The 26,592-nt window shown below is 61.8% G+C and carries 21 protein-coding genes; 10 read left to right on the top strand and 11 right to left on the bottom strand.

The features are described 5' to 3' along the window. Positions 1-319: 319 nt before the first annotated feature. From RN02_RS20535 to RN02_RS20495, 9 genes are all read right to left on the bottom strand, one after another. Positions 320-1,273, bottom strand: a complete 954-nt coding sequence (locus RN02_RS20535) for an AraC family transcriptional regulator (protein WP_043316308.1) — start codon at positions 1,271-1,273, stop codon at positions 320-322. Positions 1,274-1,505: 232 nt separating this feature from the next. Further along, complete coding sequence (locus RN02_RS20530) at positions 1,506-1,919, bottom strand: type IV pilin protein (RefSeq protein WP_043266788.1); 414 nt, start codon at positions 1,917-1,919, stop codon at positions 1,506-1,508. A gap of 11 nt (positions 1,920-1,930) precedes the next feature. Continuing rightward, complete coding sequence (locus tag RN02_RS20525; RefSeq protein WP_043316306.1) at positions 1,931-6,217, bottom strand: pilus assembly protein; 4,287 nt, start codon at positions 6,215-6,217, stop codon at positions 1,931-1,933. 23 nt (positions 6,218-6,240) lie between these two features. Then, positions 6,241-6,783, bottom strand: coding sequence for a pilus assembly PilX family protein (locus tag RN02_RS20520; RefSeq protein WP_043316304.1), 543 nt, complete (start codon positions 6,781-6,783; stop codon positions 6,241-6,243). Next, positions 6,780-7,556, bottom strand: coding sequence for a PilW family protein (locus tag RN02_RS20515; protein ID WP_043316302.1), 777 nt, complete (start codon positions 7,554-7,556; stop codon positions 6,780-6,782). Before RN02_RS20515 ends, RN02_RS20520 begins: the two co-directional genes overlap by 4 nt. Continuing rightward, positions 7,557-8,102 (bottom strand): type IV pilus modification protein PilV, encoded by a 546-nt coding sequence (gene pilV, locus RN02_RS20510; protein ID WP_043316300.1) that lies wholly within the window; start codon positions 8,100-8,102, stop codon positions 7,557-7,559. It abuts the gene before it with no gap. After that, positions 8,099-8,602 carry a GspH/FimT family pseudopilin gene (locus tag RN02_RS20505; RefSeq protein WP_082033842.1) on the bottom strand — a complete coding sequence of 168 codons (504 nt, stop codon included), beginning with the start codon at positions 8,600-8,602 and terminating at the stop codon, positions 8,099-8,101. Before RN02_RS20505 ends, pilV begins: the two co-directional genes overlap by 4 nt. A gap of 476 nt (positions 8,603-9,078) precedes the next feature. Next, complete coding sequence (locus RN02_RS20500) at positions 9,079-10,437, bottom strand: MFS transporter (protein WP_043316296.1); 1,359 nt, start codon at positions 10,435-10,437, stop codon at positions 9,079-9,081. Between the two features lie 178 nt (positions 10,438-10,615). Beyond that, complete coding sequence (locus RN02_RS20495; RefSeq protein ID WP_043266799.1) at positions 10,616-11,458, bottom strand: IclR family transcriptional regulator domain-containing protein; 843 nt, start codon at positions 11,456-11,458, stop codon at positions 10,616-10,618. A gap of 272 nt (positions 11,459-11,730) precedes the next feature. On the opposite strand from RN02_RS20495, the gene RN02_RS20490 reads away from it, so the two are divergent. Then, entirely contained in the window at positions 11,731-12,816 is a 1,086-nt protein-coding gene (locus tag RN02_RS20490) for a type I restriction endonuclease (RefSeq protein ID WP_043316294.1), read from the top strand. 158 nt (positions 12,817-12,974) lie between these two features. Here RN02_RS20490 and zapE read toward each other — a convergent pair whose 3' ends face one another. Then, on the bottom strand, positions 12,975-14,045 hold the full coding sequence (gene zapE / locus RN02_RS20485) for a cell division protein ZapE (protein ID WP_043316292.1): 1,071 nt from the start codon (positions 14,043-14,045) through the stop codon (positions 12,975-12,977). 197 nt (positions 14,046-14,242) lie between these two features. Here zapE and RN02_RS20480 point away from each other — a divergent pair, with 197 nt between their 5' ends. The 9 genes from RN02_RS20480 to RN02_RS33335 all read left to right on the top strand — a co-directional run bounded on the left by RN02_RS20480 (position 14,243) and on the right by RN02_RS33335 (position 25,273). Further along, entirely contained in the window at positions 14,243-16,138 is a 1,896-nt protein-coding gene (locus RN02_RS20480; RefSeq protein WP_043316290.1) for a c-type cytochrome, read from the top strand. Positions 16,139-16,282: 144 nt separating this feature from the next. Then, the gene (locus RN02_RS20475; RefSeq protein WP_043316288.1) at positions 16,283-17,437 is read left to right on the top strand and encodes a catalase family protein; all 1,155 of its coding nucleotides are present in this window, start codon (positions 16,283-16,285) and stop codon (positions 17,435-17,437) included. A gap of 76 nt (positions 17,438-17,513) precedes the next feature. Beyond that, entirely contained in the window at positions 17,514-18,056 is a 543-nt protein-coding gene (locus RN02_RS20470; RefSeq protein ID WP_052267774.1) for a hypothetical protein, read from the top strand. 292 nt (positions 18,057-18,348) lie between these two features. After that, on the top strand, positions 18,349-20,505 hold the full coding sequence (locus tag RN02_RS32605; RefSeq protein WP_082033841.1) for a hypothetical protein: 2,157 nt from the start codon (positions 18,349-18,351) through the stop codon (positions 20,503-20,505). A 452-nt stretch (positions 20,506-20,957) separates the two neighbouring features. After that, positions 20,958-21,455 carry a BRO-N domain-containing protein gene (locus RN02_RS20465; RefSeq protein WP_043316287.1) on the top strand — a complete coding sequence of 166 codons (498 nt, stop codon included), beginning with the start codon at positions 20,958-20,960 and terminating at the stop codon, positions 21,453-21,455. Between the two features lie 193 nt (positions 21,456-21,648). Further along, a complete protein-coding gene (locus RN02_RS20460) occupies positions 21,649-22,905 on the top strand; it encodes a hypothetical protein (RefSeq protein WP_043316285.1) in 1,257 nt (418 codons plus the stop codon). Then, on the top strand, positions 22,902-23,300 hold the full coding sequence (locus RN02_RS33340; protein WP_152623788.1) for a hypothetical protein: 399 nt from the start codon (positions 22,902-22,904) through the stop codon (positions 23,298-23,300). The genes RN02_RS20460 and RN02_RS33340 overlap by 4 nt, the downstream gene beginning before the upstream one ends. 1,018 nt (positions 23,301-24,318) lie before the next feature. Beyond that, positions 24,319-24,714, top strand: coding sequence for a hypothetical protein (locus RN02_RS20455; protein WP_043266808.1), 396 nt, complete (start codon positions 24,319-24,321; stop codon positions 24,712-24,714). 148 nt (positions 24,715-24,862) lie between these two features. Beyond that, positions 24,863-25,273, top strand: coding sequence for a hypothetical protein (locus RN02_RS33335; RefSeq protein ID WP_145923882.1), 411 nt, complete (start codon positions 24,863-24,865; stop codon positions 25,271-25,273). Positions 25,274-25,907: 634 nt separating this feature from the next. Here RN02_RS33335 and RN02_RS20450 read toward each other — a convergent pair. Next, positions 25,908-26,561: an HAD family hydrolase gene (locus RN02_RS20450; protein ID WP_043316283.1), complete on the bottom strand. Its 654-nt coding sequence runs from the start codon at positions 26,559-26,561 to the stop codon at positions 25,908-25,910. Between the last annotated feature and the right edge of the window lie 31 nt (positions 26,562-26,592).

Raw genomic sequence — 26,592 nt, 5'->3', positions numbered from 1 at the left:
GGGGGGGGGGGGGGGGGGGCAATATCCGCTTTGTGCAGAGCGTTATCCGGTTTTTGCAGGCGGGGTTGCGGGGTGTTTCGGGGCGCTTCTGGGGGCGCGCGGAGATTTCCCTGGAAATCCGCAGGGCATGAGCGAGCGTGGCTTTTCGTAGGATGGGTTGAGCTTGCGAAACCCATGCGGTTGCGCTGATGGGTATCGCTTCGCTCAACGCCATCCTACGAAAAGCACTCCGGTGCAGGGCGCATAACCGTTCGCGGCTATCCGCCGTAGGCGTTATGCGCCCTACGCAGAGGGACAGGAATGTGCGGGTCGCCCAGGCTCAGCCGCGGCGCTTGAGGGTTTCCGAGGGGAGTTCGCCGAACTGCTGGCGGTAGCTTTCGGAGAAGCGCCCCAGGTGCAGGAAGCCGTAGTCCAGCGCCAGTTCGGTGACGCTGCGCACGTTGCAGCTGGGGTCGGCGAGGCAGGCGCGGATGCGTTCGAGCTTGCGCCGGCGGATATACTGGCGCGGGGTGCTGCTGGCGTGGCGTTCGAACAGGGCGTAGAGCGAGCGCAGGCTCATCTTCGCCTGGCGGGCCAGTTCCTCGATGTCGATGTCCTGCCGCAGGTTGCGCCCTATGTAGTCGTCGATGCGCTCGAAGCAGGCCATGGGCGCGGCCAGGCATTCGCGGCTGACGTTGGTCTGCAGCAGGGTCAGCAGCTTGCTGGCGACGATCTGCTGGTAGTGCTCCTCGATGCGCGGCAGGCGCTGGCTGGATTCGGCTTCCATGCAGACCATGCCCAGCAGGTTGACGAAGCCTTCCAGCTCGCCCAGGCGGTAGCGGCTCTCGGTGAAGCGCGGGCCCTGGCGCGGGTGGGCCCAGCGCTGTTCGGCGCAGATGCCTTCGAGCACCGCGGTGGGGATCTTGATGATGAATTTCTCGCAGTCGTCCGAGTAGGTCAGGTCGACCGGGTCGTCCGGGTTGATCAGCAGCAGTTCGCCGGGCTCCAAGTAGTGCTCCCGGCCCTGGCCGCGCCACAGGCAGTGGCCGTGCAGCAGTACCTGCAGGTGGTAGATGGTCTCCAGCGCCGGCGAGGTGACGCGCACGGCGGCGCCGTAGCGGATGCGGCAGAGGTCGAGGCTGGCGAACTTGCGGTGGTTGAGGCTGGCCTCGGGGCGGCCGTGGGCGGGCATGCGCAGGGCGTGGTTGCCGACGTGCTGGTTGACGTAGCCGGACACCGCGTAGGGGTCGGCTCGCTCGAATACCCGGCTGCGCTCGCTCAGCAGGTTCTGCATACAGGCACTCACTCTTGTTGTTGTCGTCCGCGCTCTTCGTCGCGGCTCGTGCCCGTCCAGTCTATGCCGGGGCCGGGATGGCGGGGCCCGGCAGAGATGGACGGTCGTGCGGGCCACCCCGGATCGGGGACGGCTGGCCCGCCTGCCGTCCGGCCACCCTAAAGGCCGGAAGGCGGGCGGCGCAATTCGACCTGTGGCGCAGTGTTCGCTTATCGCACGCTTTCGCCCCGGCTCATTGCCAGCAGCTGCTGGCCGTGCCGGTGCCGGTGGCGCCGCGGGTGCCGGCCTGGTCGAGGGTGAGCGTCAGGCATTCGCTGTCCCTGGCCTGGCTGCCGGTGGCCGTGGCGGTCAGGGTGTAGGTCGAGGCGCTGACGTTGGAGATGGCCAGGCCGTAGTACTGCAGGCCGGCGACGTAGCTGGTCATGTTCAGCGCCGCGGCGCTGCTGGCGTAGCTGTTGTTCTGCGCGAAGTAGCGCTCCTGCCGCGCCGCGGCCTCGCTGAGCAGCGCCTGGCCTTCGGCGCGGTGGCTGCGCAGCACGTACTTCTGGTAGCTGGGCAGCGCGATGGCCGCGAGTATCGCCAGGATGACCACGACGATCATCATTTCTATCAGGGTGAAGCCGCGGCTTCGCTGTGCAGGTTTCATCGCTGGCCCTTTCAGTTGGAATCGCTCGGCAGCACCTGCCAGCTGCGCCGGCCGCTGACCGTGCCGGTGTTGGTGGCCACGCCATCGAGGGTATTTTCGGAGTTGCCCCAGGTGTAGCCGCCGGACAGGGTGATGTCGCCGCCGTCGGTGACGAAGCCGGATATCGACTCGTAGGTGCCGTCGCTGTTCAGGTCGAAGACGTTGTAGTCGGTCTTGCCGCCGCTCTCCGGGTCCACCGCGTAGACGGTGCCGGACAACCCCGCGGCGCAGGTGCCGGTCTGCGGCGTGGAGCTGGCGAAGATCAGGCTGGAGCCGTACAGCGTCATGTCGTAGATCAGCCGCTCGCCAGTGCGCGGGAAGTCGAAGTACCAGCCCCAGGTGGCGACGTTGGCGTCGGCGGTGTTGCCGCTGCTGTCGTACCAGGCGACGTCGCTCTCGCTCAGGGTATAGGTGGTGGTGCCGTCGGTGGTGCCGGCGGTCAGCGTCTGCTGTTGCAGGTCGCTGCGCGTCCTGGCCGCGGTCAGCGAGGCGCTGGTGGCCTCGCCGGCGGTCTTGCGGTCCCAGATGCCGTAGACGCTCTGGGTGGCGGTGGAGGTCTTGTCCGAGGTGGTCAGGTAGCGGCCAGTGCCGAAGGCGACGATGTAGCCGGTGCCGCTGGGGTGTTCGACCAGGCTCGGCGCCGCGGTGATCGGCTGGCGCACGCTGCTGGCGTTGCGCGCCACGTACAGCGGGTTGCCGCCAAAGGCCACGGCGAACTTGGCGTCGGCGGCGCTGGCGGTGAGCGGGCTGCTGGCGCTGGTGTCGATCAGGTCGAAGCGCCAGAGGTCGCCCAGCAGGTCGCCGGCGTAGGCGTAGTCGGCGATGCCGTCGCTGTTCACGTCGGCCACGTAGAGCCGCGACAGGCCGTTGGCCAGGCTGTCGAGCGCGCCAGTGTCGGTGGTGGTCAGGCTGGGGGTGGCGGTGATCTTCTTCAGCAGGGCGCCGCTCTGGATGTCGATGATCAGCAGCGAGGCGCTGTTGCTGCCGCTTTCGTAGCCGTTGGGCACCAGGGCCACCCACTTGCCGTCGTGCAGGCGGGCGATGCTGGGCTTGGCGGCGGTGTAGCCGAGGCTGGCGTCGTTGTCGCTGGTGAACTCCCAGAGCAGGCTCGGCGAGGCCGGGTCGGTGATGTCCAGGGCGAACACCTCGCGGCCGCCGGCGCCGAGGCTGCCGAGCAGCACCTTGTGCCAGGCCGAGCCGTAGTAGACGTCGGCCACCACCGGGGTGCCGTCGACGAAGTAGCGGTGCTCGGTGCCTTCGTCCTGGCCGTAGTCGCTGGCGGTGAGGATGTTCAGGTTGGCGATCACCGCGCTGGGGATGAAGGCGAACAGCTCGGCCCCGGTGCTGGCGTTGAAGGCGTGCAACATGCCGTCGTTGGCGCCGACGTAGACCGCCGCCGGCTTGGCAGCCTGCTCGCTGGCGTAGGCGGCGTAGCTGGTGCTGCCTTCCAGGGCGTCGGCCCGCGCGGTGATGTAGTCGGCGCCGCTGACCAGCACCGGCGAGGAGTTGACGATGTCGCCGAGCAGCGAGGAACGGCTGCGGAAGCTGGTGTTGCTGCCGCGCAGGAAGTCCACGCGGGTCGAGCCCTTGCTGTCGACCACGCCGGCGGCGGTGCGGTTGAGCGCGGTCTGCTGGGCGCTGCTGAGGTTGGCCCAGGTGAACGAGGTCAGGCTGCCGTTCTTGGCGAAGTAGATGTTGCGGCTGCTGGGCAACTGCGCCGAGGCCTTCCACAGGGTGGTGGTGGTCGTGCTGGTGGCGCCGCTGCTGGAGGTGGTCTTGATCTTCTGTTTCTTGATCAGGTCGCCGGTCCAGTCGCTGGAGCTGAAGTTGGTGCTGTAGACGTAGTCGCCGTCGTCCAGCGACTGCGAGTCCACCGCCACCGCGGTGACCGACGCGTTGAGCTGGAGGATGTCGTCGAAGGCCGACTTCAGCTGGCTGGCCAGCTTGCTCGGGTTGCTCACCAGGAAGTAGTTGTCCGGGGTGCCGTCGCCGTCGGTATCCCAGGTGCTGAGGTCGCTCTTGCCGTACTTGGCGGCGTACCACAGGGGGTCCTGCAGGGTGGTGACGGCGGTGGAGGTGGATGGCGTGAAGGTGCGGGTGTGCGAGTCGGAACGCCCGCTGATGCTCGCGCTGTTGTTCGCCAGGCCCGGCAGGTAGCTGCAGTTGGCGTTGGTCGCCGAGCAGTCGCCGGGGTACTTGCCGTCCGGGGTGTCGAGCTTGTAGCGCGTGGTCCCGCTGCCGCCGCCGGTGACCTCCAGGTAGACGCCGTCCTTGGTGGTGCCGGACATGGTGTAGCCCATGTGCGACTCGTAGGAGGCCACCGAATATTCGGTCTTGGAGGTGACCGACACGGTGCCGTCGCTGTTGGCCGTCACCGTGTAGAGCACGATGGCGTCCATGTCGTAGTCGCTGCCCTGGGCCGAGTCGTCGTAGACCACGCGGAAGGTGATGGTGCTGATGTTGCCGCTGCTGTCCTTGGTCAGGGTGTCGATGTAGAAGCCGGTGATCTGGCTGACCACGCCCTGGGTCACGTCCATGCTGAAGGGCACCAGCTTGAGGCTGCCCTTGCTGGTGGTGATCTTGATGTTGGGCAAGGTCGAAGACAGCGCGATGGAGAAGCTCTGCACCTTGTTCGATCCGGCAGTGGTCAGCACCGTCTGGCTGCCGAAGTAGCTCACCGCGGCGGTGCTGTAGCTGCCCTGGCGCGTCGGCTCCTCGGCCAGGCCGCGGATGCTGGCGAAGCTGCTGGCGGACTTGGCGGTGGGCGCCGAGTCGTTGGTGGTGCCGGAGGATTCGCCGATGTTGACCTTGGCGCTGGCGCCCACCTCCTTGCTCCACAGAGTGGAACCCAGGGTGGCGAAGTCGAAGCCGATGTCGTCGGTGGGCTTCACGTCGCTGCCCAGGGTGCTGCCGGGCACGTCCGAGTCGTAGCTGGGGTTGATGTCGCTCATCAGCGTCATGAACGGCCGGGTGCACGACGGATAGGTCGAGTAGGGGTTGCTCCAGGTGGCCACGCTGGACAGGCCCAGGGTGGTGTCGGTGCTGCCCGCCGCGTAGTTGCTGTTGAGCTTCTTGCCGGCGTAGTAGCGCAGCGCCTCGTAGGCCATCTCGCCCAGCGGGTTACCCCAGTCCGGGCATTTGCCATTGGTCAGCGGGTTGAGGTTGTAGGCGTTGGAGTCGGTGCAGCGCTGGTAATACACCAGGCGGTCGAGGTTAGCGACTATGCCGCTGTTGTTCACGTAGCAGCGCGAGTTCAGGCAGCCGGTGCCGGAGGTGGAGTCGGTGAGGAAGCGCCCGTTGCTGGCGGTGTATTCGTCGCCGAAGCTGGCCGGCGCCTTGCGCAGCACGCCGCCACGCAGGTTGTTGGTGTAGGTGCCGGTCATCAGGCCGAAGTACATCTTGTTCGAGGCGCCGTAGTCGTGCAGCACGCCGGTGGGCTTGTAGACGCTGCCGTACTGCACGCAGTTGCTTTCCAGCAGGCCGCTGACGCAGGCCTGCACGCGCACGGTCATGTCCGGGCTGGGGGTGACGCTGGTGCTGGAGGAAATGGTGTTGGTGGCCTGCGGGTCCTCCCGCGAAACCCAGTTCCAGATGCGGTAGCTGGTATTGCTGATCACCCGCAGCTTGGGCACGGCGCTGCTGCTGTAGCCGGTCAGCGTGGACGTGCCGCTGGCCGGCCGCGAGGTGTTGGCGAAGAGGATGTATTTGCCGCTGCCAGGCGCGGTCAGCGGCGCGTAGTCGGCGATATTGTAGCCGTCGCGAGTGACGCTCTGGTACTCCTTGCCCCAGCTGTGCGCGTCGTTGGGGATGAAGGTGCGCTCCAGCACCGTGGCGGTGGCGCTGTCGGTGGAGCGGTAGCCGCCGTAGAGCACCTTGCGCAGCACGTCCAGGCGCGACATGGTCAGGTAGTTGAGGAAGTCGCCGCTCCACTGGCTGCTGCATTTCTTGGTGCTGGTGACGCTCTTCGGGACGAAGACGTTGTTGCTGCTGTCGTAGCTGTAGCACTTGTACGAGTCGAAATAGCCGGTGTAGTCGATGCTCGGCTTGTAGTAGATGTCCAGTTGGCCGTCGCCGTCGATGTCCGAGGCGTCGTTGTAGGCCGGGAAGTAGAGCTTCTGGTCGCGGCCGACCACCAGCATGTTCATCGGCGGGGCGATGTTGCTGACGAACAGCGGCGTCTGCGCCAGCACCGAGGCCCGGGCGCCGGCGCACAGCAGGCAGGACAGCAGGAGCAGCGCCAGCATGCGCAGCGATTTCATGGCGGGGAGCCTCCTTGCGGGCCTCATGGGATCACCAGCGCGGTGCTGGAGCGCAGGCACAGGGTGTTGGCGGCGCAGCCGGTGCTGACGCTGGCGCTGTCCTTGTAGGCCTGGGCGTTGACTTCGTAGTAATAGGTGCAGCCGGACTGGCCCTTGGACAGGTAGGCGTTGGCGCTGCCGCCGGAGCCGCCCTTGCAGCTGTTGCCGATGTAGCGCAGGTACCAGCGCGCGTTGCGCGGCAGGCTGGTGGCGCCGTCCAGTCCGGTGTAGGCCGTGGCGCCGGAGAAGTCCGCGGCATAGCTGCTGGCCAGGCCGGTGTAGCAGGGGCTGGACGACGAGCAGGCCTCCAGCGCGCGGCTGCTCTGGCTCACCCTGCCCTCGCCTTCGCGCAGCGCCGATTCGGCGGCGCTGGTCAGCCGTTGCAGCTCCAGGCGGTTGCCGGTCATCCGTCCTTCCAGCTGCATCTCGCGCATGCCGCCGACCGCCAGCAGGGTCAGCACCAGCAGCATCACCAGGGCGACGAACAGCACGGCGCCGCGCTGCTGTCCGTGCACGGAAATAGTCATGGCATCAGGTTCCTCAACATGCTGCTGCCGCTGACGATGCGCCGCAGGGTGCCGTCGCCGTCGGTGCAGGCGCTGCCGCCGCTCAGAGTCGTCCAGTTGGCGCAGGTGGTGGTGCTCATGCCGCCGGTCAGGTTGCTCCCGCTGCTGGCCAGCAGCAGCGTGTAGCGCAGGCTGCGCACGGTCTGCGCGCTGCCCGGGCTGGCGACGTACTTGGCGACCTGGCGGGCGTTCTCGTCGGTGCCGATGTCCACGCCGTAGTCGAAGTGCACCGCCGCCACGTTGTCGGCCAGCACGCTGCCGTTGCAGCTGAGCTGGCCGCCGGCCAGGCCGATCTTCTCCACCACGTCGTTGCTCGGGCTGAAGGTCGCGTAGGGCGTGGTCAGCCCTGGCAGGCTGGCCAGGGAGGCGCCGGTGCAGTCGGTGTCGGCGGCGTCGCGCGGCTGGTAGCGCAGGCACAGGGTGTTGGCGTCCACCCGCACCAGCGCCTGGCCGGCGGCGAAGCTGCAGCCGTTCTTGCTCTGCGCCGGGAAGGCGATGCTCATGCGCGCCGACGGCTGGCGCCGGTAGCCGGCCCGGGACAGGCGCGCGTCCAGTACCTGCTGCAGGTAGCGGGCGTTGTCGAGGTTCTCGGACTGGCCGGCGAAGTAGCGGGTGCGGGTGCTGCCGTCGAGGTACATCTGGGTGACGCCCAGTATCAGGAACAGGCCGAGGGTCATGGCCACCATCAGCTCGACCAGCGAGAGGCCGGCCTGGCGGCGGGAATGGGCGGGCATTCAGGGCTCCTCGCGCAGCACGTAGTGGCAGATGGTCGGGTCGCTGCCGGGGCTGGCCTCCAGGCACTCGCCGGACTTCACCCGCCAGGCCAGCTGGATCTCGATGGCCGAGCCGGTGCCGCTGCAGGTGCTGGCGCCGTTGCTGCGGCAGATGTGGAAGTCGCTGCTCATCAGGCTGGCGGCATCGGGCAGCGCCTGCTGCACCCGCTGCGCCCAGCAGCCCAGGCGCTGCGAGGCGCTCAGCGAAGCGAGCGAGGCACAACTGCTCGGTGCTGCGGGGAAGGCTCTGCCGGTGGCCTTGTAGTAGTCGGAGCTGGCCGGCGGGGTCAGCGGCGTGCCGGCGTCCTGGGCGGAATAGAGGTCGGTGCGGATGGTCTCCATCAGCTCGTCGGCCAGGGCTGCCGCCGTGCCGCGCACCGCCATGTCCTGGGAATAGGCGATCGCCCTGCCCTGCATGGCGAGCATGCCCAGCACGCCGACGCAGATCACCAGCAGCGCCACCAGCACTTCGATCAGGCTGAAGCCGGCCAGGCCACGGCGCGTCATTGGCTACTCCCCGAGCCAAAGCTCATGTAACCCGAAGCGGCGACCTTGATGCTGTAGCTGCTGCCGCTCTTGCTGCCGCTGAGGCTCAGGCTGGCCACCGCGGCGCTGCCGTCGGCATGGAAGGTCAGCGCACTGACGCTGCTGCTGACGCCGATGCTGGTGGGCAGGCTGAGGCGCTGCGACACCAGGCTGGAATCGAGCGAGGCGCAACTGCCGGCGCGCACCAGCAGCCACTCGTAGGCGCTGCCGTTCTGGCACAGGCTGGTGGCGGTGCGCGTGCTCACGGCATCGGCGCGGGCGGCCTGGAGCAGACGATAGAGCGCCGAGGCGGAAGACTTCACCCGGCTGGACTCGATCAGCGAACCGAAGGCCGGCACGGCGATGCTGGCAAAGATCGCCACCAGGGCGACGACCACCATCAACTCGATCAGGGTGAAGGCACGCTGACCGCCGGCCCCCTCCCTGGGTACAGGTCTGCGCGGGTGAACGAAAAAGCTCATGGCCCGAACCGCTCGAACGACAGTTGCATGAAACCCCGGCCGAGGGCCGGGATGCGATGGGCCTATTGTCGAGCCGGCGTTAGCGGCGGCATGTGTCCTTAATTTTTCATCGGCGATACATTCGCTACCGCTCGCAGGTGGGGGGTGACCGCTCGTCTGTTGTCGTTTTTCGGGGCGGCTCTTCGTAGGAGCGAGCTTGCTCGCGAAGGGGGTTTGCTGGTGGCTGTGGGGTTGAGGGGTAAGAGCGCCCTCTCCCCAGCCCTCTCCCGCAAGCGGGAGAGGGGGCCATTCGTGCCACCGGGGCGTCCGGCGTGGCCGGTGAATCCAATCGCGGACAAAGTCCGCTCGCCCGTGCTTCCCTGTAACCGTAGGAGCGGACTCCGTCCGCGATTCGGCGGATAACGCCGTAGTTCGTAGGGCGCATAACGCCTACGGCGTTATCCGCCGTCATTCCCGGGCGCCGACGCCCCAGGGCTTCAAGTCGCATCCGCGTGGCTGACCACCCCCTTGATCACCACCGCCGCGCTGGCAATCGCCGCCGGCACCACCAGGGCAGTGAGCACCTGCTCGAAGTTCCACCCCAGCCCCAGCAGGGTAGCCCCGATCCAGGCCCCGAGAATGGCACCGAAGCGACCAATGCCGAGCATCCACGACACCCCGGTGGCACGCCCCTGGGTCGGATAGAAGCGCGCCGCCAGCGAAGGCATGGCCGACTGCGCACCGTTCACACACATGCCCGCGGCCAGCACCAGAGTCGCCAGCAGACCGAGGGTGCCCAGGCTCTGCCCCACGCAGTAGGCGAAGACACCAGCCAGGCAGTAGAAGATGCCGATCACCTTGTGCGGGTTGAAGCGGTCCATGGCCCAGCCCACCGCCACCGAGCTGAGCACCCCGCCGAGCTGGAACAGCGCGCCGATGAAGGCCGCCTGCTCCAGGCTGGCGCCGCTGTCGCGCATCAGGGTGGGCAGCCAGCTGGTGAGCAGGTAGACGATCACCAGGCCCATGAAGTAGGTCAGCCACAGCAGCAGGGTGCCGGCGCTGTAGCGGCCGGCGAACACCACCTTGAGCACGTTGCCGCTGGGCGCGCCGCCCTGCTCCGGCACGCTGAAGCCGCCGGCCATGGCCACCTCGGCCGGGGCGATGGGCGCCAGGGCGCGGCGCACGCGCGCATCGCCGCGGTTGCGCACCACCAGGAAGCGCGCCGATTCCGGCAGCCACAGCAGCAACACCAGGGCCAGCGCCAGCGGCAGCACGCCGCCGAGCAGCAGCAGGCTGTGCCAGCCGAAGGCCGGGATCAGCTTGGCGGAGATGAAGCCGCCGCCGGCCATGCCCAGGTTGAAGCCGCAGAACATGCTGGTGACCAGTAACGACTTGAGGCGCTCGGGGGTGTACTCGGCGAGCAGCGTGGTGGCGTTGGGCATGGCCGCGCCCAGGCCGACGCCGGTGAGCAGGCGCAGCACCAGCAGCTGGTCGAGGTTGGCGCTGAAGGCGCAGAGCACGCTGAACAGGCCGAACAGGAACACCGCCGCCACCAGCACGACCTTGCGCCCGAAGCGGTCGGCCAGCGGGCCGGAGCCCAGGGCGCCGAAGACCATGCCGATCAGCGCGGCGCTCATCACCGGGCCGAGGCTGGCGCGGTCGATGCCCCAGTCCTGGGTCAGCGCCGGGGCGATGAAGCCCATGGCCGCGGTATCGAGGCCGTCGAGGAAGACGAGGAAGACGATGAGGAAGCACAGCAGGACGATGCGGTACTGGTACGCCGACAGCGGCTGGGCATTGATGAAGGACTGGACGTCCAGGGTGCCGGTGGACGGCAGGGTGGCGGAACGGGTCATGCGGCGATTCCTGCAGGCGGACAGGAATGAGGGCGCCACCGGGGCGTGGACCGGCGGCCGTCACTCATTGTTGTTATTCGATGCCCTCGCGGGCGGACGGCCCACAGTACGAATTGCCTGTCAGAGCTTCAATTCGATAATCGCCATTGCGGGCGGTTATCGACCAAAACCCTGGCGCTCAGTGGAACAGCCGCGTGCTCAGCTCCCGGCTGGCCTCCAGCAGCACCGGCAGGAAGCGCGTCTCCAGCTCCTGGCGCGACACCCGGCCGACGTGGGTGCCGACGTTCAGCGCCGCCAGCACCTGGCCGGCGGAATCCTTCAGCGGCACCGCCACCGAGCGCAGGCCCATCTCCAGCTCCTGGTCGATGATTACCCAGCCCTGCCGGCGGATCTCGGCGATGCTCGCGCGCAGGCCCTCCGGGGTACACACCGTGCGGCTGGTCTTCACCTGCAGGTCGGCGTGGGCCAGGTAGTCCTCCAGGGCCTGGTCGTCGAGCCCGGCCAGGAGGATGCGGCCCATGGACGTGCAGTAGGCCGGCAGCCGGCTGCCTACGCTGAGGTCCACCGAGATCAGCCGCTGCGGCGTGGCCGAGCGGGCGATGTAGAGAATCTCGTCGCCTTCCAGGGTGGCCATGGAGCAGGCCTCGCGCAGTTGCTCGCTGACGCGGTCCAGCAGCGGCTGCGCGGTGACCGCCAGCGGCGTCGAGGACAGGTAGGCATGGCCGAGGGTCAGCACCTTGGGCAGCAGCGAATAGGTGCGCCCGTCGGTGGTCACGTAGCCCAGCTTCATCAGCGTGTGCAGGCAACGGCGCACGGCGGCGCGGGGAATCTCGGTGCGGTGGCTGACCTGGGCGATGGTCAGGTGGCGCTTGCGCTCCTGGAACGCATGGATCACCGCCAGGCCGCGGGCCAGCGAGGTCATGAAGTTGGGGTCGCCGGTGAAGGCCTCGATGCGCTTGGCCGGCGAAGCGACGATGGGCGGGGCCAGGGTGGCCTGGCTGGCGGAATGTTCGTCGGTCATGGCGAGGTCCTGTTGGCGGCAGATTCGGCCGATTATCGAAGCGTCGGGCGATAATCGCAAATACCGGTGATCGATAATCGCCCAAAGTCCCCTCTTCCAAAGGTACGAATGCTTGGCGATCCCGGCTCGTCATCGGAGAAAACTCGACTGTGCCTGCTTGCCAAAATCATGGCCTATTGCCTTTAATCAACGGCAGCCCTGTACGCAAGAAATTGCCAGAGCATTCTACCTATGTAGAAATTCCAGACTTCCAGCTCATCAAGGAGAGTGACATGGAATTCTTCGAGAAACTTAGCGCATTGGCAGCAAAGGTAAGGCAACAGGCCTCTTCCATCCAAACGGAAGAAGCAACAAAAACAGCCTTTGTGATGCCCTTTATCCATTCTGTTCTAGGTTATGACGTATTCGACCCCACGGAGGTTATCCCCGAATATGTCTGTGACATAGGAACAAAGAAAGGCGAAAAAATTGACTATGCGATTCTCAAGGATGGTGAAATCCAGATTCTGATTGAGTCCAAAAAGATTGGGGAGCCGCTAAACATCAATCACGCCGGACAGTTATTCCGATATTTCCATGTCACCAATGCCAGAATCTCAATTCTAACCAACGGCCAAGTCTATAAATTCTTTACCGACTTGGAAGCGCCTAACAAAATGGACGAAAAACCGTTCCTTGAATTAGACCTTCTGGATATCGATGAATACAGTATCCCTGAGCTTCAAAAGCTGACGAAGTCTGCCTTCGATGTTGACTCCATCATTAGCGCGGCAGGCGAACTGAAATACCTGAATCAGATAAAAAAAGAAATCGCATCTCAATTCAATCGACCTGATGACGACTTCGTACGCTTCTTCGCCAGCCGTGTCTATGACGGGATAATAACGCAGAAGGTCAGGGAGCAGTTCAGCGAGCTGACCAGAAAAGCCACTGCACAGTTCCTCAATGATCAAGTGAACGATCGTCTGAAGTCAGCGATGAGTGGCGCGATACAACCTTCCTCCATCGATACTTCCATCCAAAATCAAAATCCCTCATCGGACATATCCAAAGAGGCTGACGAAAATCGCGTAACGACAACTCTCGAGGAGCTGGAAGGATTCCATATTGTAAAAGCAATCGTTCGAACCAGTGTCGATGCCAAGCGAATAATCCATCGAGATACCCAGAGCTACTTTGGCGTTCTACTTGATGATAACAACAGAAAACCAATCTGCAGATTGCACTTCAATAGAAGCCAGAAATACATAGGCATCTTCGATAAAGAAAAGAATGAGACCAGGCATCCCATCTCATCCCTTGATGAGATATATGGTTTCGCAGATGCCCTGAAAGAGACCGTGTCCTACTACGACTGAACGAAACCTTCAGGGCAGGTCACGGTCAGGCGGCGGATAACCGCGAACGGTTATTCGCCCTACGTCATGATCGACCTGTGCGTAGGGCGTACAACCGTTCGCGGTTGTACGCCGATACACCAGGCACACCCGCCCCGCCGAAGCCGGGCCCGATTCCCCTACAACGGCTCCAGCTTCAACTGCCGCAAGCGGCTCAAGGTCCGCCCGAAATCGATGGCGGTGCCACCTTCGGCCAGGCGCTCCAGCGACACGCTGGCGAACAGCTGCAGGCGCAGCTGGCGGTCGTAGGCGATGTCGATGAAGTTGAGGAAGCGCATGCTCACGTCCGGCGGGTAGTCGCCCAGCGGGCCCAGGCCGCTGACCGCCATGCGCGGGAAGTGCTCGATGAGCCACAGGTAGTCGGCCGCCGAGCGCGGGCGTTCGAACAGCTCGCTGAAGTCGAGCCAGGCGCGGCCCTCCTCCAGGGCGTAGATGCGCAGTGGGTGGTGGTTGACGTCCAGCACCTGGTCGAACTGCGCCTGCTCGTCCAGGCCCAGGCGCTGGCCGATCAGGTCCAGGTCGTCGGCGCGCGCCGGCCACAGGTAGCTGCCCCAGTTCTCCAGGGGCGTGGCGCGCAGGCGGTAGTCCTCGCCGCCGTCCAGCGGCACCACGTCGAAGCGCTTCTCGAGCAGCTCGATGGCCGGGCGGAAGCGCTCGCGGTACAGCGGGTTGGGGCACAGGCCCTCGGGCTCGTAGTTGGAGGTGCAGACCATGCCCACGCCCTCCTCCACCAGCACCTTGAGCATGCGCCCGAGCAGCATGGCGTCGCCGATGTCGTGCACGTGGAACTCGTCGAAGCACAGCAGCCGCGTCTGCGCGGCTATGTCGCGGGCCGCCCGCGCCAGGGGGTCGGCCTGGCCGGCGAAGGCCATCATGCGTTGCTGCAGCTCCTGCAGGAAGGCGTGGAAGTGCACGCGGCGCTTGGCCTGCAGCGGCGCCGCGGCATAGAAGCAGTCCATCACGAAGCTCTTGCCGCGGCCCACGCTGCCCCACAGGTACACGCCCGCGGGCGGCTTGCGCAGCCAGGAGCGGCGGCCGCCGAGGAAGCCGTCCAGCCAGTCGGCCAGGTGCTCGATGGCGGCCAGCTGCGAGCCGTCGGCGCTGTAGCCGCGCTCGTCCAGGGCCACGCGGAAGTGCCGCAGCACCCGCGTGGCCACCGATTCGTCGTCGAGGGAATGGTTGGAACTCAAGACACACCTTTCGACATCACCGACAGTGATGTCCCTTGCAAAACGGCGGATAAACCGCGGACGGACCTGGCCTGTGCCCGCCACCGGATGGCAGGGTGGCAGGCAAAAACCCTGGCTTGTGTGCGGCATCACCTTGCCAACCGGTGCCGGTATTGGCATAACGATGGCCCCGGGCCTCAAGAAACAAGGAAGTTGCGATGCGCATAATCGGACGGATCATACTCGCTATCGTCCTATTGCTCCTGCTCGTGGGTGGCGTGCTGCTGTGGTACGTCGCCCATCCCAACGTGCCGCAGTACACCGCGCCGGACAAGCTCAACCTCCTCCCGCAATGGGACCAGCAGGCCCGCGAGCACTACTACTACACGCCCCAGGGCACCCAGGTGAAGGGCCTGCTCTACGACTGGTTCATCCACCTGCGCCAGCCCTTCTCCAGCGAGAAATTCGCCGATCCGGCCAACCTCGCCCGCTACGGCTTCCTCATCGACCCCGAGCAGCTCAAGCCGGCGAAGGAGCGCAAGCTCGACCCGAACAACCCCGGCAACCTGCCGGTGGGCTTCGCCCGCCATCGCAACGGCGAGAGCGGCCCGGAATACCTCGACATCACCTGCTCCGCCTGCCACACCGGCGAGCTGCGCTACAACGGCCAGGCCGTGCGCATCGACGGCGGCGCGGCCATGCACTCCATCGCCTCCACCGTGCCCACCGTGCGCGGCGGCGCCTTCGGCCAGGCGCTGGGCATGAGCATGCTGTTCACCTACATCAACCCCTGGAAGTTCGACCGCTTCGCCGAAGACGTGCTGGGCAAGAACCCCGATAAAGAGGCCAAGGCCGAACTGCGCGCCGGCTTCAAGGACGTGCTCGGCACCCTGCTGGGCACCGCCTGGAACGACACCCGCCGGCGCCTCTACCCCACCGAAGAAGGCCCCGGCCGCGCCGACGCCTTCGGGCGCATCGCCAACGGCGTGTTCGGCGACCACATCAGCGCCGACAACTACCGCGTGGCCAACGCCCCGGTGAACTACCCGCAGCTGTGGGACATCTGGAAGTTCGACTGGGTGCAGTGGAACGGCTCGGCCATGCAGCCCATGGCCCGCAACATCGGCGAAGCCCTGGGCGTGGGCGCCACCCTCGGCCTGCTCGACGCCGACGGCCAGCCGGTGCTGGGCGACGCGCGCTACGCCTCCAGCGTGCGGGTGCAGGACCTGCATGCCCTGGAAGAAGGCCTCAAGACCCTCAAGCCGCCGGCCTGGCCGGAGCAGGTGTTCGGCGCCATCGACCTCAAGCGCGCCTCCCAGGGCCGCGCGCTGTTTCGCGAGAACTGCCAGCGCTGCCACGGCCCCCACGTGGTGGAACCGGACCAGCGCCTGGCCCCCGCGCGCGACCCGGAATGGAAGATGAGCATGATCCCCACCACGGTGATCGGCACCGACCCGACCACCGCGGACAACATCGCCAACCACACCTACGACCTCACCCCGCTGAAATGGCAGCTCGACGAGCTGAACAAACTCAACGTGGTGCTGATGCCGCCGCCCAGCCAGCCGCTGGACCTGTCCAGGCTCTCCGCCGCCAAGGGCCTGGCCTACATCACCGCTTACGTCGAGCAGCGCGCCTACAAGGACGCCGACATCGGCCCCGAGGAGCAGAAGCGCATGAACGGCTACGGCCTGGAGATCGGCGTGCGCGAACTGGCCGCCTACAAGGCCCGCCCGCTGGACGGCGTGTGGGCCACCCCGCCGTTCCTGCACAACGGCTCGGTGCCCAACCTGTTCCAGCTGCTCTCACCGGTGGCCGAACGCGACACCCAGTTCTACGTCGGCACCTTCGACTTCGACCCGAAATTCGTCGGCTACCGCACCGAACGCTTCCCCGGCGGCTTCCTGTACAAGACCAGCGTCACCGGCAACAGCAACCGCGGCCACGAATTCCGCGACGGCTGCCGCAAGGACGGCGCCATCGGCCGCGCCCTGAGCCCGGACGAACGCTGGGCGCTGGTGGAATACCTGAAGGTCCTGGGCAACCCAACCTACGAAAGCCGCCTGACCGACGAACCCACCCCACCCTGGACCCCAGGCCCGAAATGCGAGTGATGCACTAGGGAGGCACGTCCTACCCGAACGCGCCGGACAGCCCCCTCTCCCTTCAGGGAGAGGGTTGGGGAGAGGGCAAAACTCCCCGCACACACGAAGCCCACAGAAGAAAACCAAGAAAGCCCCCCGCAAAGGACCGCCCCCATGCGCGCACTGCTCACCCGGATCTGGAACCTCCTCGGTAAATGGGTGGCGCTGCCCATCCTCTGCCTGGCCCTGCTCGGCCTCGTCGGCCTGGGCATCGGCTGGGTGTACTACGGCATCAAGTTCAGCGGCCCGGTCTCGACCCAGGAACAGATTCCCGCGGACGAAGCCCAGCAGACCCAGGCCATCATCGAAGACGCCATCCGCATCGTCGAACAGCACCGCGACAACACCCGCGTGCTACGCGACGCCCACGCCAAGGCCCACGGCTGCGTGAAGGCCGAAGTCACCGTCAACCCCAACCTGCCCGCCGACCTGCGCCAGGGCGTGTTCGCCCAGCCGGGCAAGGTATGGAACGCCTGGGTGCGCTTCTCCAACGGCAACGCCTACCCGCAGCAGGACAGCGCCAACGACGCCCGCGGCATGGCCATCAAGCTGCTCGACGTGCCCGGCGCCAAACTGATGCCCGGCAAGGGCCACGACGGCGAGCAGGACTTCGTCATGTTCAACCACCCGGTGTTCTTCGTCCGCGACGTGGCCGAGTACCGGCAGAACTTCAACGCCCAGGCCAACGGCCAGAAGATCCTCGCCTTCTTCCCCAGTTGGAAGCCCAATACCTGGGAAATCCGCCACCTACTGATCGCCCTGCAAACCCTCGCCCCGGCCCCGGCCAGCCCGCTGCAGGCCAGCTACTTCGGCATAGCCCCGTACAAGCTCGGCGAGCAGAACAACATCAAATTCCGCACCGTCCTCGCCCCGGGCGCCTGCCCCAACTACCAGTTGCCCAAGCTCAACGAAAAACTGCCGAACTTCCTGCGCACCGCGCTCTACCAGCAGCTCTCGATAGACCGCGTCCCGGCCTGCTTCGCGCTACAAGTGCAAAAACAGGACGCCAACAAATACATGCCCATCGAAGACACCAGCGTGGAATGGAAAGAAAAGGACTCCCCCTTCCAGACCGTCGCCCTGGTCAGCATCCCCCCGCAGGACTTCGACAGCCGCGACCAAAACCTGATGTGCGACAACCTCTCCTTCAACCCCTGGCACGCCCTGCCGGAGCATCGGCCAATTGGTGGGATCAACCGGTTAAGGAAGGCGGTTTATGAGGCGGTGAGTGTTTATCGGCATGAGAGGAATGGGGTGGGTGGGGAATAAGACGCCCACGCCAAGACACCGAATTCGACAGTTGCAGTTCCCGTTAACCGCATTACCAATAAAGGGCCTCTGCCCCATGAGTACCGACTTCGATTACCTGCAGACACTGGCGGATGACTTCATTTCCATCCCCCGCATCCGCCAGGCTTTCGCCCTGATCGAACGCCAGGAAATTTCCGGCTGGGAAGTCTGGTTCCAGATCGAGTTCTCGCAGTTCCTGAGCAACCATGAAAGCGAACCGGAATGGTGGCGCGAATCCACCGTCGACTATGACCGGCGCATGGAGAAGGAAAAGGTGCAATGCCGCCCCGACTTCCTGATCCGCAAGAAGCACTGGGCACTAGACCGCTACGCCGCACTGGAAGTGAAGCAACACCCGCAGGCGGGCCACTGCATCAAGAACATGGTGGCCGACCTGCGCAAGATGTCGAAGGTACGCGCCAGTTCGGTGGACCTGCGCAGTTACTGGGTGCTGGGCATTCACCGGGATGAGTCGGAAGACGAGATTGCGCGGTTGATTGACCAGCACGTTACCAACCAAGGGGCGGTGGTGGTGCATGGGTTGGTGGCTAGTCGGAGGATCAAGGGGGCGGGATTGGCTTATACGCTGTTTGGCTGAGCATTAGATATGGGAACTCAGGAGCGGCATCTAACAGCCAGAAGCGGCCAGTCAACAGTAAATAAACCTGCCCGTTTTTTGCAAGCTTGGTAAGTATTGGGAGGCTCAAGCCAACCAGATTTCTCATAAAGCAGGCTATCGACATCACTACATGATGGTATTTGAGAGCAACCCGATTGATGGAGTACACATCACAGATGATGTGCTGAAGCTGATTGAGGTTTTGCAATTTTACTGGATAGAAACTAGAAATACCTACGGGTGATTTCTTAAAACTTCAAAGGGGATAACAGTGAAGCTGTCCGTAGACCTTAAGAACTGCTATGGCATCAGTGAATTAGTGCATGAATTTGATTTCAACACCACTAAAGGCTATGCCATATATGCACCAAACGGCTTCATGAAAACATCGTTTTCTAAATCCTTTGATGATCTTGCCAAAGGTAGGGAAACGAAAGATCTAATATTCCCAGACAGAGCATCAAGCAGAGTAATTAAGGACGATGCAGGTAACGATATTTCTGCTGATTCCGTGTTTGTTGTTGAGCCATACAATGCAGATTTCTCATCTGAAAAAACATCGCTACTTCTTGTGAATAGCAATGTCAAACAGAAATATGATGACGCCATCAAGAATATTGCAGATAAACAGTCAGCTTTGTTTGTGAAGTTGAAGCAGCTATCCGGCTTGACAGGTAGAACGATTACTCCTGAGACTGAAATGTTGAAATGCTTCGGGAGTAAGTCGCTTGCTGAACTGGTAGAGTCATTGGAAGAGCAGATAAAGGCTAGCAACCCCTCACAGCTTTCTACCGTGGTCTACGCAGAAATTTTCAACGATAAGTCTGTCGTTTTTTTGGAGTCAGGCTCTATCAAAGATCAACTAGAAGAGTATATCCAGAAATACAATGAATTAGTTTCAAAGTCCGATGTTCTCAGCAAGCAGTTCAACCACTACAGCGCATCTACGGTAAACAAGCAACTCAAAGACAATGGATTTTTTGAAGCCAAGCACACAGTAAATCTCAGAACAAAAGATGGAATGAAGGAAATTTCTACTGCTGATGAGCTTGCCGAAAAGATTGAAGATGAAAGAAAAAAGATTCTGACAGACAAGGATCTTGCTTCAAAGTTTGACGCAATAGATAAGAAAATCCAAAATGCTGAACTGAGGAAGTTCAGGGATTACCTTTTTGACAATCAGTACATCCTTCCATATCTGAAGGACTTTAAACAGCTTCAAAAGGACCTGTGGATTTCCTATCTGGTAGATCAGAAGGAACTCTACAGTCAGTTCTTGGAAGCCTACAGAACAAGCAAGATCACTATTGAAGAGGCTATTGAGCAAGCCAAGAGTGAAAGAACAGAATGGGAGACAGTTGTTGAAGTATTCAACAAGCGATTTACTGTTCCATTCAAGATGAGTGTATCAAACCAAGACGATGTGATTCTGAAAGGCTCACAACCATCTATTTCATTTAAGTTCTCTGATGGAGATGGCGAAGGCGATGTTGCTAAAGACTCCTTATTGAAGGTTCTTAGCCAAGGTGAAAGAAGAGCACTTTATATACTGAACATCTTATTTGAGATTGAGACAAGAAGAAAGCAAGGAGCAACCACTATCTTGGTGGTTGATGACATTGCAGACTCATTTGATTATAAAAACAAATATGCGATCATCGAATATCTGAAGGATATTTCGGCTTCAGGTCAATTCCTGTGTCTATTCCTATCTCACAATTTTGACTTCTACAGAAGTATAAGTGGAAGGCTTGGATTACGACGTGAATGTAAGTTTCATGCAACAAAGACAGGAAGAAAGCTGAAGCTCACTCAAGAAAAGTACCAAAAGAATCCGTTTAACCATTGGAAAGAAAACTTAACCAAATCTGCTTTTTGTATCTCGGCAATTCCATTTGTTAGGAACCTGACTGAATACTGTGGATTGAATGCCGAATTCCTCAAACTAACGTCGCTACTCCATGTCAAGGCGGATACAGACACCATGACACTTCATGAGCTTTGTACGATATATAAGAAAATCCTAACTGATAAACAACAACTAATTTTGAACCCGCCAACAAAGACTGTCATCGACTTAATAAACGAAGAAGCAGATTTGATTTTCAATACACAAGAGGAAGCTGTAGAACTTGAGGGAAAGATTGTTCTTTCAATTGCCATAAGATTGATTGCAGAACGTCACATGATCAGAGTCATCAACAATACTAAATTTGTAGACTCCATCACAGAAAACCAGACAATCAAGCTTCTTCAAGAATACAAGCGACTGGGATCCGGTAGAGCAGAAGATGTTTTGGTTCTTGAACAGGTAAATCTAATGACACCGGAGAACATCCATCTTAATTCCTTTATGTATGAGCCCATTCTGGATTTGGGAATAGCCCACTTAAAGACTCTATATTCAGATGTGAAGCAGCTTCCATAAAAAGCAACTTCCGCACGCAAAAAGCTCAGCTATCCGGGCGATACGAAACCTAAAGAGGGGTTGAAAATTTTTCGCTTATGGCCTCCACAGCCGCTTAGCATCATATTGCTTTACCAAGCGCTCGAGCCTCGCGCACTACGCACAAACAGCAGCCACTAAAGTTGGTGACATCACGACCTCTTGACCATTCCCCTCTTTCGTCTCTACCCTCCACTCGCCCCGTGAAAACGACGGGGCCGGGTTTAGCAGCCTGAATAATCAGTGTGCGGAAACGCCTAGCGATTTCCGGCGATGAAATTCGCCCGGAACTTGCCTCGACGGCGGGCCGCATGGGGAGACCTTCGGGTCTGCCGGTACACTGATTCCGGTCTGCTAACCCTGTGCGGTTCCGCCTCCATTTCCGTTTAGCAGCGGAAGAGGCGGTCCTATCCAATCAGTGAAGGACCATTCCCATGGACGAATCTACCCTCCCCGCCCCGCTCTACTTCTTCCACAAGCACCGCACTCTCCGCGCCCTGTTGCTCGACGACCAGGTCTGGTTCGTGCTGGACGATCTGCGCCGGTTGATCGGCCATCCCAGCTGTGAACGGCTGGCCAGACGCCTGGAGGATGATCAGTTGTGCACACAGTGGTTGCGCCTGGACGATGGCGGCAGCCTGGAGCGGCTGCTGGTCAGCGAGTCCGGCGCTTATGCGTTGTTGTTCCATTTCGCCCATGCCGATCTGGGTGGGTTGCGGCGGTGGATCAGTACGCAGGTGGTGCCGGAGGTGCGTTGTCGGGGCGGCGATGGCGGGCCGCGGCAGTTGTGCCTGAGCTGGGGGCGACAGGGTGTGCGGGTGCTGGATTGGCAGGGGCAGTTGTGGGTGAACATGGCGGAGTTGCCGCGAGTGGTGCGGGGGTCTGCCGAGGTGCGGGCGGGTTGGCGGGAGTGGGCTCGGCGGTTGAGGTAGGGCTTATACAGAGCGCGATGCCCATTACGGGCTAGTGCTCACACCAGCCTGAATGCTACCGACGCCATATATGCTGATCGAACGGAAAATTCCCACAATCACCTAGCCCTGTCCTAGGAATCCGCCCGACATTCAAGGCTCGATCGCTTGTCTAGCTTGGCCCGCTTCACCCCGGCCAAGCAGGGCAACAAGCATGAGTGCGGATGATTTCCGAGCAGCCGCCTACCCCTTCGACCGCAGTTGGGCCCCTGAGCCCGACTGGAAGCCTTCCAGCGACTGGCACACCGACCGCAGCTGGGCACCGGACAAGGGCTGGAGCCGCTTCACCGAACCCCCCAGGCGCCGCCAGGACAACGGCGGCGCCTCCTTCGTGGCCTGGGAGCCCAAGCCCGAACGCGTACCCGAGGCCGACCGGCCAGCACCCGGCCTGTTCAAGCGCCCTGCCAAGCTGGAGCCCGGCCTCCATATCGTGCAGCGCAGCATGAGCTTCGAGCAGTTGCTGGCGCACCTCTTCCCCGAAAAGGCCCATTCCTACCTCATCAGCCGCCTCAAGGCGCTCAACCCCACTCATGCCCAGGGTTTCAAGGCCGGGGAAATCTTCGTGATCGGCGACCTGCTCAACCCCACCGCCTGCCTGCGCGAAGAAGCCGAGCTGATGGCCGCCGCCGCTCAAGTACGCACGGCCCTGGAACCGCTGAGCGAGGAGGAAGCGGATTTCATGGTCAGGCACCAGGCCGAGATCGCCAACATCCTCGGCGGCGCCGGCACCTCGCTGGGGCTGACCAAGGACGTACTGGACAAGGGCCTGCGGCAGATCGGCGAAACCCTGCGCGACATCGAATACCTGCACCAGACCGAATTCGCCACCCACGGCCACCTGCGCAGCCATAACTTCTTCGTCAGCCGCCACCAGCTGCTCACCCACCTGGACTCCCAGCTCAAGGCCACCTTCATGAACAAGCAACTCAACCTCGGCCACCACCCCCTGCTGCACCGTGACCTGGGCATTTCCACCCGCAGCCTGGTCCACCACTGGAGCCGCTCCGGCGCGCCGGGGCAGATTCCTGGCTATGCCACGCATATCGAGGAGGTGGCCAAGGCGGCACGGTATCTGAAGTACGGCGGCTATATCGGCATCGGGTTGGGGGGTACGGCGTCTGCGCTGAAAGTACAGGAAGTCTGTCGGGGTGGAGAAACCGAGGCCTGCAAGAAGGCACGCTTCACTGAAACAGCCAGCTTTTTCGGCGGGATTGGGCTTGGGGGACTCGGTACAGCGGCAACGACCGCAAGTGCTCCTTACCTTTGTGGTGCCATCGGATTCGCCTCTGCCGGGGCCGGAGGGTTTGTCTGCAGCTTGGTATTGATAGGCATAGGCAGTTACATCAGTGGCAAAGGTGGAGAATGGGGTGGCGAAATGGCAGGTGAAGAAATCTACAGGGTGCTCCAATGATTGACTTTTACAGCTGGCACCCTTACGCCCGGATTGCCTTTCTTATTGCGCCAGTGGCAATAGGAATTCCCGGCATGGCTATTCAGGTTTACATAGCGCTTTACCACCACCAGAAAATCACCGCAGGCTTTCAGAGAAGCCCGATCGTTCGGGGTTTCGTCGGGAACTGGTCCGGCTCGAGCCTGGGGGCGCGTCTTATTCAGGTATCCATGATGGGAGGCATCATCCTCTGGCCAGGCTCCCATCTTCGTCGGGGCACCCTGGATCCTGAAGAACTACGCAGTTTCCCTCCCGCCATCAAACGTCTTCTGGTCGTTTCCCTTGTTTTTGTATTTACGGGAGTAGCTTGGGCAGCCATTGGATTCAGCCTGCTCAAACTCAGCGGCGTGAAATGACCCCCCTCATCATTCCACAGAGAAAGAAAAGCCCCCAGGCCGTCTCGGCCCCCCCCCCTGCTGCGCCGCGACCTGGGCATTTCCACCCGCAGCCTGGTCCACCACTGGAGCCGCTCTGGCGCGCCGGGGCAGATTCCTGGCTATGCCACGCATATCGAGGAGGTGGCCAAGGCGGCACGGTATCTGAAGTACGGCGGCTATATCGGCATTGGCTTTGGGGCTACTGCGTCTGCGTTGAAGGTGCAGGAGGTGTGTCGGGCTGGAGAGTCCGAGGCTTGCGAAAGAGCGCGATTTACTGAAACAGGGAGTTTCGTAGGAGGACTTGGAGGAGGCGCAATTGCCGTTCCTCTGGTTGGCCGTTTTGCTGCCATACCGATCTGCGCAGCGGTTGGACTCGGCTCTGCGGGAATTGGCGGTGCTGTTTGCGTAGTTCTTGTAGTTGGAGGTGCCTCATTTGCAGCAGGCTCGATCGGTGAGAAATTTGGTGAAACGGCTGGAGAGAAAATCTATGAAGGAGTCCACAAGAAGTGAGCTTTGAAAGCTGGTTTGACGATTGGCCATTCTTATTACAGATAACATTTTTCTTAACGCCCTTCGCTATAGGGGTAGCAGGAAAATTAATCACTCTCTTCATGGTCAGACACGATCTTGAAACATTGCTCTCAGTATTTCCAAAAAGCATCTACGTGAAAAGACAGACTATAATCTGGAAAGGCTCTGGCTTTCTCTCTCGCTACATGCAGCTAAATACAATATGCGGGGCAATACTCATGTCCCGGTACTACCTGAGCCGCGGAGAGCTTGAGCACGAAGAACTACTAAACGTCCCCCAAAATATTAAGTTCAGAGCACTTCTATCGTCTTGGCTACTTGGCATAAGTCTGACATGGATAATCACGGGATCACTATTATTTAGCTAACCATCCCTCCATCCATCCTGAATCACTGAAATCCTTTCAGGCCGAAGGATGAGCTTTGCAGAAATCACAAATCAAATTTACATATTACAAACAACAACATGAACGAATTCTGGAATTCATGGTGGGCATTTTCATTCATGCTCAGCCCATTCCTAGTTAGCCTGTCCGGTATGGCTCTTGGCATCTACATTGCTTGCAGCCGCGACTTCAAGGGCATACTGGTAGCGCTTTCAAATAGCGAGCTACCCAAACGAACAAGTCTCATCTTGGGTAGCCAAGACCTTATCTCTCGCTGCCATCTGGTCAGCTCCATCGGCGGCGCCCTTCTGCTTCCCGACAGGAGTATTCGCCGAGGCCTTCTTGATAGGGAGGACATGCGCAACTTCCCGCCCGCACTCAGGCGCCGCCTACTGATTTCAACCTGGATGGTTATCGTGGGAATGGCTTGGCTGGGCCTGATGCTCGCCCTACTGAAGCTAAGTGGTGTGAACTAACAGCCCCCATACAGTTCGGGTCTCATCGGTACGTAAAGCTTCACCACTTAGAAATTTCTGATGGCGGAAACTACAAGTTACGCTGGGAGGCAAAGGCGGCGAATGGTCGTGGGAGATTGCAGGGGAAAATATATGAAAGGAGCCAGCCATGAATTTCGGCATGTGGTTTGAATCCTGGCCCTTGGATGTGCAAATTGCTTGTCTTCTTTTACCCTTCGTGATCTTGCTGTCCGGTGCAGCGGTCCTGGCCTATACAACGCACCGCCACTATGAGCGGATTCTCGCTGCGTTTCCCAATAGTCCTGGCGTCAATAATTACAACCGAATATGGGCGGGCTCCAGTTTCCGCTCGCGCTGCATGCAGGTCGCCAGCACAGCGGGTTTCATGTTCCTACTGACAAGAATCAATATTCGTCGTGGCCATCTGAGCCCCGAAGACCTACGTAATTTTCCACCTGATATCAGGCGGCTCATGCTCATTTCAGGCAGCCTTCTGCTCGCGGGTTCAGCATGGTTGTTTCTACTTGTCGGCCTGCTCAAGCTCAGTGGTGTGAAGTAGCGGGAGCCACTCCTCATGCAGTTCGGACCTCATCGGTATATAGAGCTTCATTTCTTAGCAATTGCTGATGGCGGAAGCTGAAAATTACGTAGGCGGCGAATGAGCCGGGGAGATTGCAGGGAAAAATAGCGGCGGTGGATCAGTACGCAGGAGGTGCCGGAGGTGTGTTGTCAGGGTGGCGATGGCGGGCCGCGGCAGTTGTGTCTGAGTTGGGGCGGCAGGGCGCGCTCCTACAAGGGGCGCGGTGTGACGTGCTGGGTTGTAGGGGCTTGCTTGTGGATGGTGTTTGCCGGTGATTGCGGTGTTTGGGGTTGCTCCGCGCCCTCACCCCGGCCCTCTCCCAGAGGGAGAGGGAGTCGTTCGGCGTGGCGGGGAGAGTCGGTGTCGACCTGGGGGGCCACACGGCTGTTTCCGGCTGCGCTGTGGTGCTTTTCGTAGGATGGGTTGAGCTTGCGAAACCCATCGGGCCATGGTGATGGGTATCGCTTCGCTCAACCCATCCTACGGGTGTTTGCCGGTGAATTGCGGTGTTTGGGGTTATGCCGCTTCCTCTCCCTGAAGGGAGAGGGGGCCGTTTGGTGTGGGCGGGAGGGGCGGCATCGGCCTGCAACGCTAGAGCCGCCTTTAAGTGATTTCAGCGCCAGTCGAGGATCGGCCAGCCGGCGGTTTCGGCGTGGTAACGCAGGGCTGGGTCCGGGTTTACCGCTCGGGGGTTCTGGACCAGGGATAGCAGGGGCAGGTCGTTGCGGGAGTCGGAGTAGAAGTGGGCGCCGGCCAGGCTTTCGCCCTGCTCCTGCAGCCAGGCTTGCAGGCGGGTGACCTTGCCTTCGCGGTAGGTCAGGGTGCCCTGAGTGCGGCCGCTGTAGGTGCCCTGGTGCTGTTCCAGGTCGATGGCCAGGACTTCGGCCACGCCCAGGCGGGCGGCGATGCTGGCGACCAGGAAGTGCGCCGAGGCGGAGATGACCAGCAGGCGGTCGCCGGCTTCGCGGTGTTGGTTCAGGCAGCCCATGGCGTCGAAGCGGATGCAGGGGCCTATGACTTCCGTGACGAAGGGTTCGACCGCCGCGGCAACGGCTTCGGCGGTGCGCCCGGCCAGGGGCGCCAGGGTGAAGGCCATGTAGTCTTCCATCGCCAGCCGGCCTTCGGCATACAGGGCCATGAGTGCCCGTTCGTGGCGGACGAAGGCGTCGCCTTCCACCCAGCCCAGGTCGGCCATGTGCCGGCTCCACAGGCTGGCGCAGTCGCCGTCGATGAGGGTGTCGTCCAGGTCGAAGAGTGCGAGGGCCATAGGCGTTCTCCTTGTTTAGTCGGGAATGCTG

The sequence above is a fragment of the Pseudomonas sp. PI1 genome, from assembly GCF_000812405.1.
GTDB classification, from domain to species: Bacteria; Pseudomonadota; Gammaproteobacteria; order Pseudomonadales; family Pseudomonadaceae; genus Pseudomonas; species Pseudomonas citronellolis.
The sequence above is the reverse complement of the archived record's forward strand: the minus strand, read 5'-3'. Positions and strand labels throughout refer to the sequence as shown.

Coding starts and splice junctions, on each gene's coding strand:
- RN02_RS20535 (WP_043316308.1), bottom strand. CDS start 1,273: ATGCAGAACCTGCTGAGCGAGCGCAGCCGGGTATTCGAGCGAGCCGAC.
- RN02_RS20530 (WP_043266788.1), bottom strand. CDS start 1,919: ATGAAACCTGCACAGCGAAGCCGCGGCTTCACCCTGATAGAAATGATG.
- RN02_RS20525 (WP_043316306.1), bottom strand. CDS start 6,217: ATGAAATCGCTGCGCATGCTGGCGCTGCTCCTGCTGTCCTGCCTGCTG.
- RN02_RS20520 (WP_043316304.1), bottom strand. CDS start 6,783: ATGACTATTTCCGTGCACGGACAGCAGCGCGGCGCCGTGCTGTTCGTC.
- RN02_RS20515 (WP_043316302.1), bottom strand. CDS start 7,556: ATGCCCGCCCATTCCCGCCGCCAGGCCGGCCTCTCGCTGGTCGAGCTG.
- pilV (WP_043316300.1), bottom strand. CDS start 8,102: ATGACGCGCCGTGGCCTGGCCGGCTTCAGCCTGATCGAAGTGCTGGTG.
- RN02_RS20505 (WP_082033842.1), bottom strand. CDS start 8,602: ATGAGCTTTTTCGTTCACCCGCGCAGACCTGTACCCAGGGAGGGGGCC.
- RN02_RS20500 (WP_043316296.1), bottom strand. CDS start 10,437: ATGACCCGTTCCGCCACCCTGCCGTCCACCGGCACCCTGGACGTCCAG.
- RN02_RS20495 (WP_043266799.1), bottom strand. CDS start 11,458: ATGACCGACGAACATTCCGCCAGCCAGGCCACCCTGGCCCCGCCCATC.
- RN02_RS20490 (WP_043316294.1), top strand. CDS start 11,731: ATGGAATTCTTCGAGAAACTTAGCGCATTGGCAGCAAAGGTAAGGCAA.
- RN02_RS20480 (WP_043316290.1), top strand. CDS start 14,243: ATGCGCATAATCGGACGGATCATACTCGCTATCGTCCTATTGCTCCTG.
- RN02_RS20475 (WP_043316288.1), top strand. CDS start 16,283: ATGCGCGCACTGCTCACCCGGATCTGGAACCTCCTCGGTAAATGGGTG.
- RN02_RS20470 (WP_052267774.1), top strand. CDS start 17,514: ATGAGTACCGACTTCGATTACCTGCAGACACTGGCGGATGACTTCATT.
- RN02_RS20465 (WP_043316287.1), top strand. CDS start 20,958: ATGGACGAATCTACCCTCCCCGCCCCGCTCTACTTCTTCCACAAGCAC.
- RN02_RS20460 (WP_043316285.1), top strand. CDS start 21,649: ATGAGTGCGGATGATTTCCGAGCAGCCGCCTACCCCTTCGACCGCAGT.
- RN02_RS33340 (WP_152623788.1), top strand. CDS start 22,902: ATGATTGACTTTTACAGCTGGCACCCTTACGCCCGGATTGCCTTTCTT.
- RN02_RS20455 (WP_043266808.1), top strand. CDS start 24,319: ATGAACGAATTCTGGAATTCATGGTGGGCATTTTCATTCATGCTCAGC.
- RN02_RS33335 (WP_145923882.1), top strand. CDS start 24,863: ATGAATTTCGGCATGTGGTTTGAATCCTGGCCCTTGGATGTGCAAATT.
- RN02_RS20450 (WP_043316283.1), bottom strand. CDS start 26,561: ATGGCCCTCGCACTCTTCGACCTGGACGACACCCTCATCGACGGCGAC.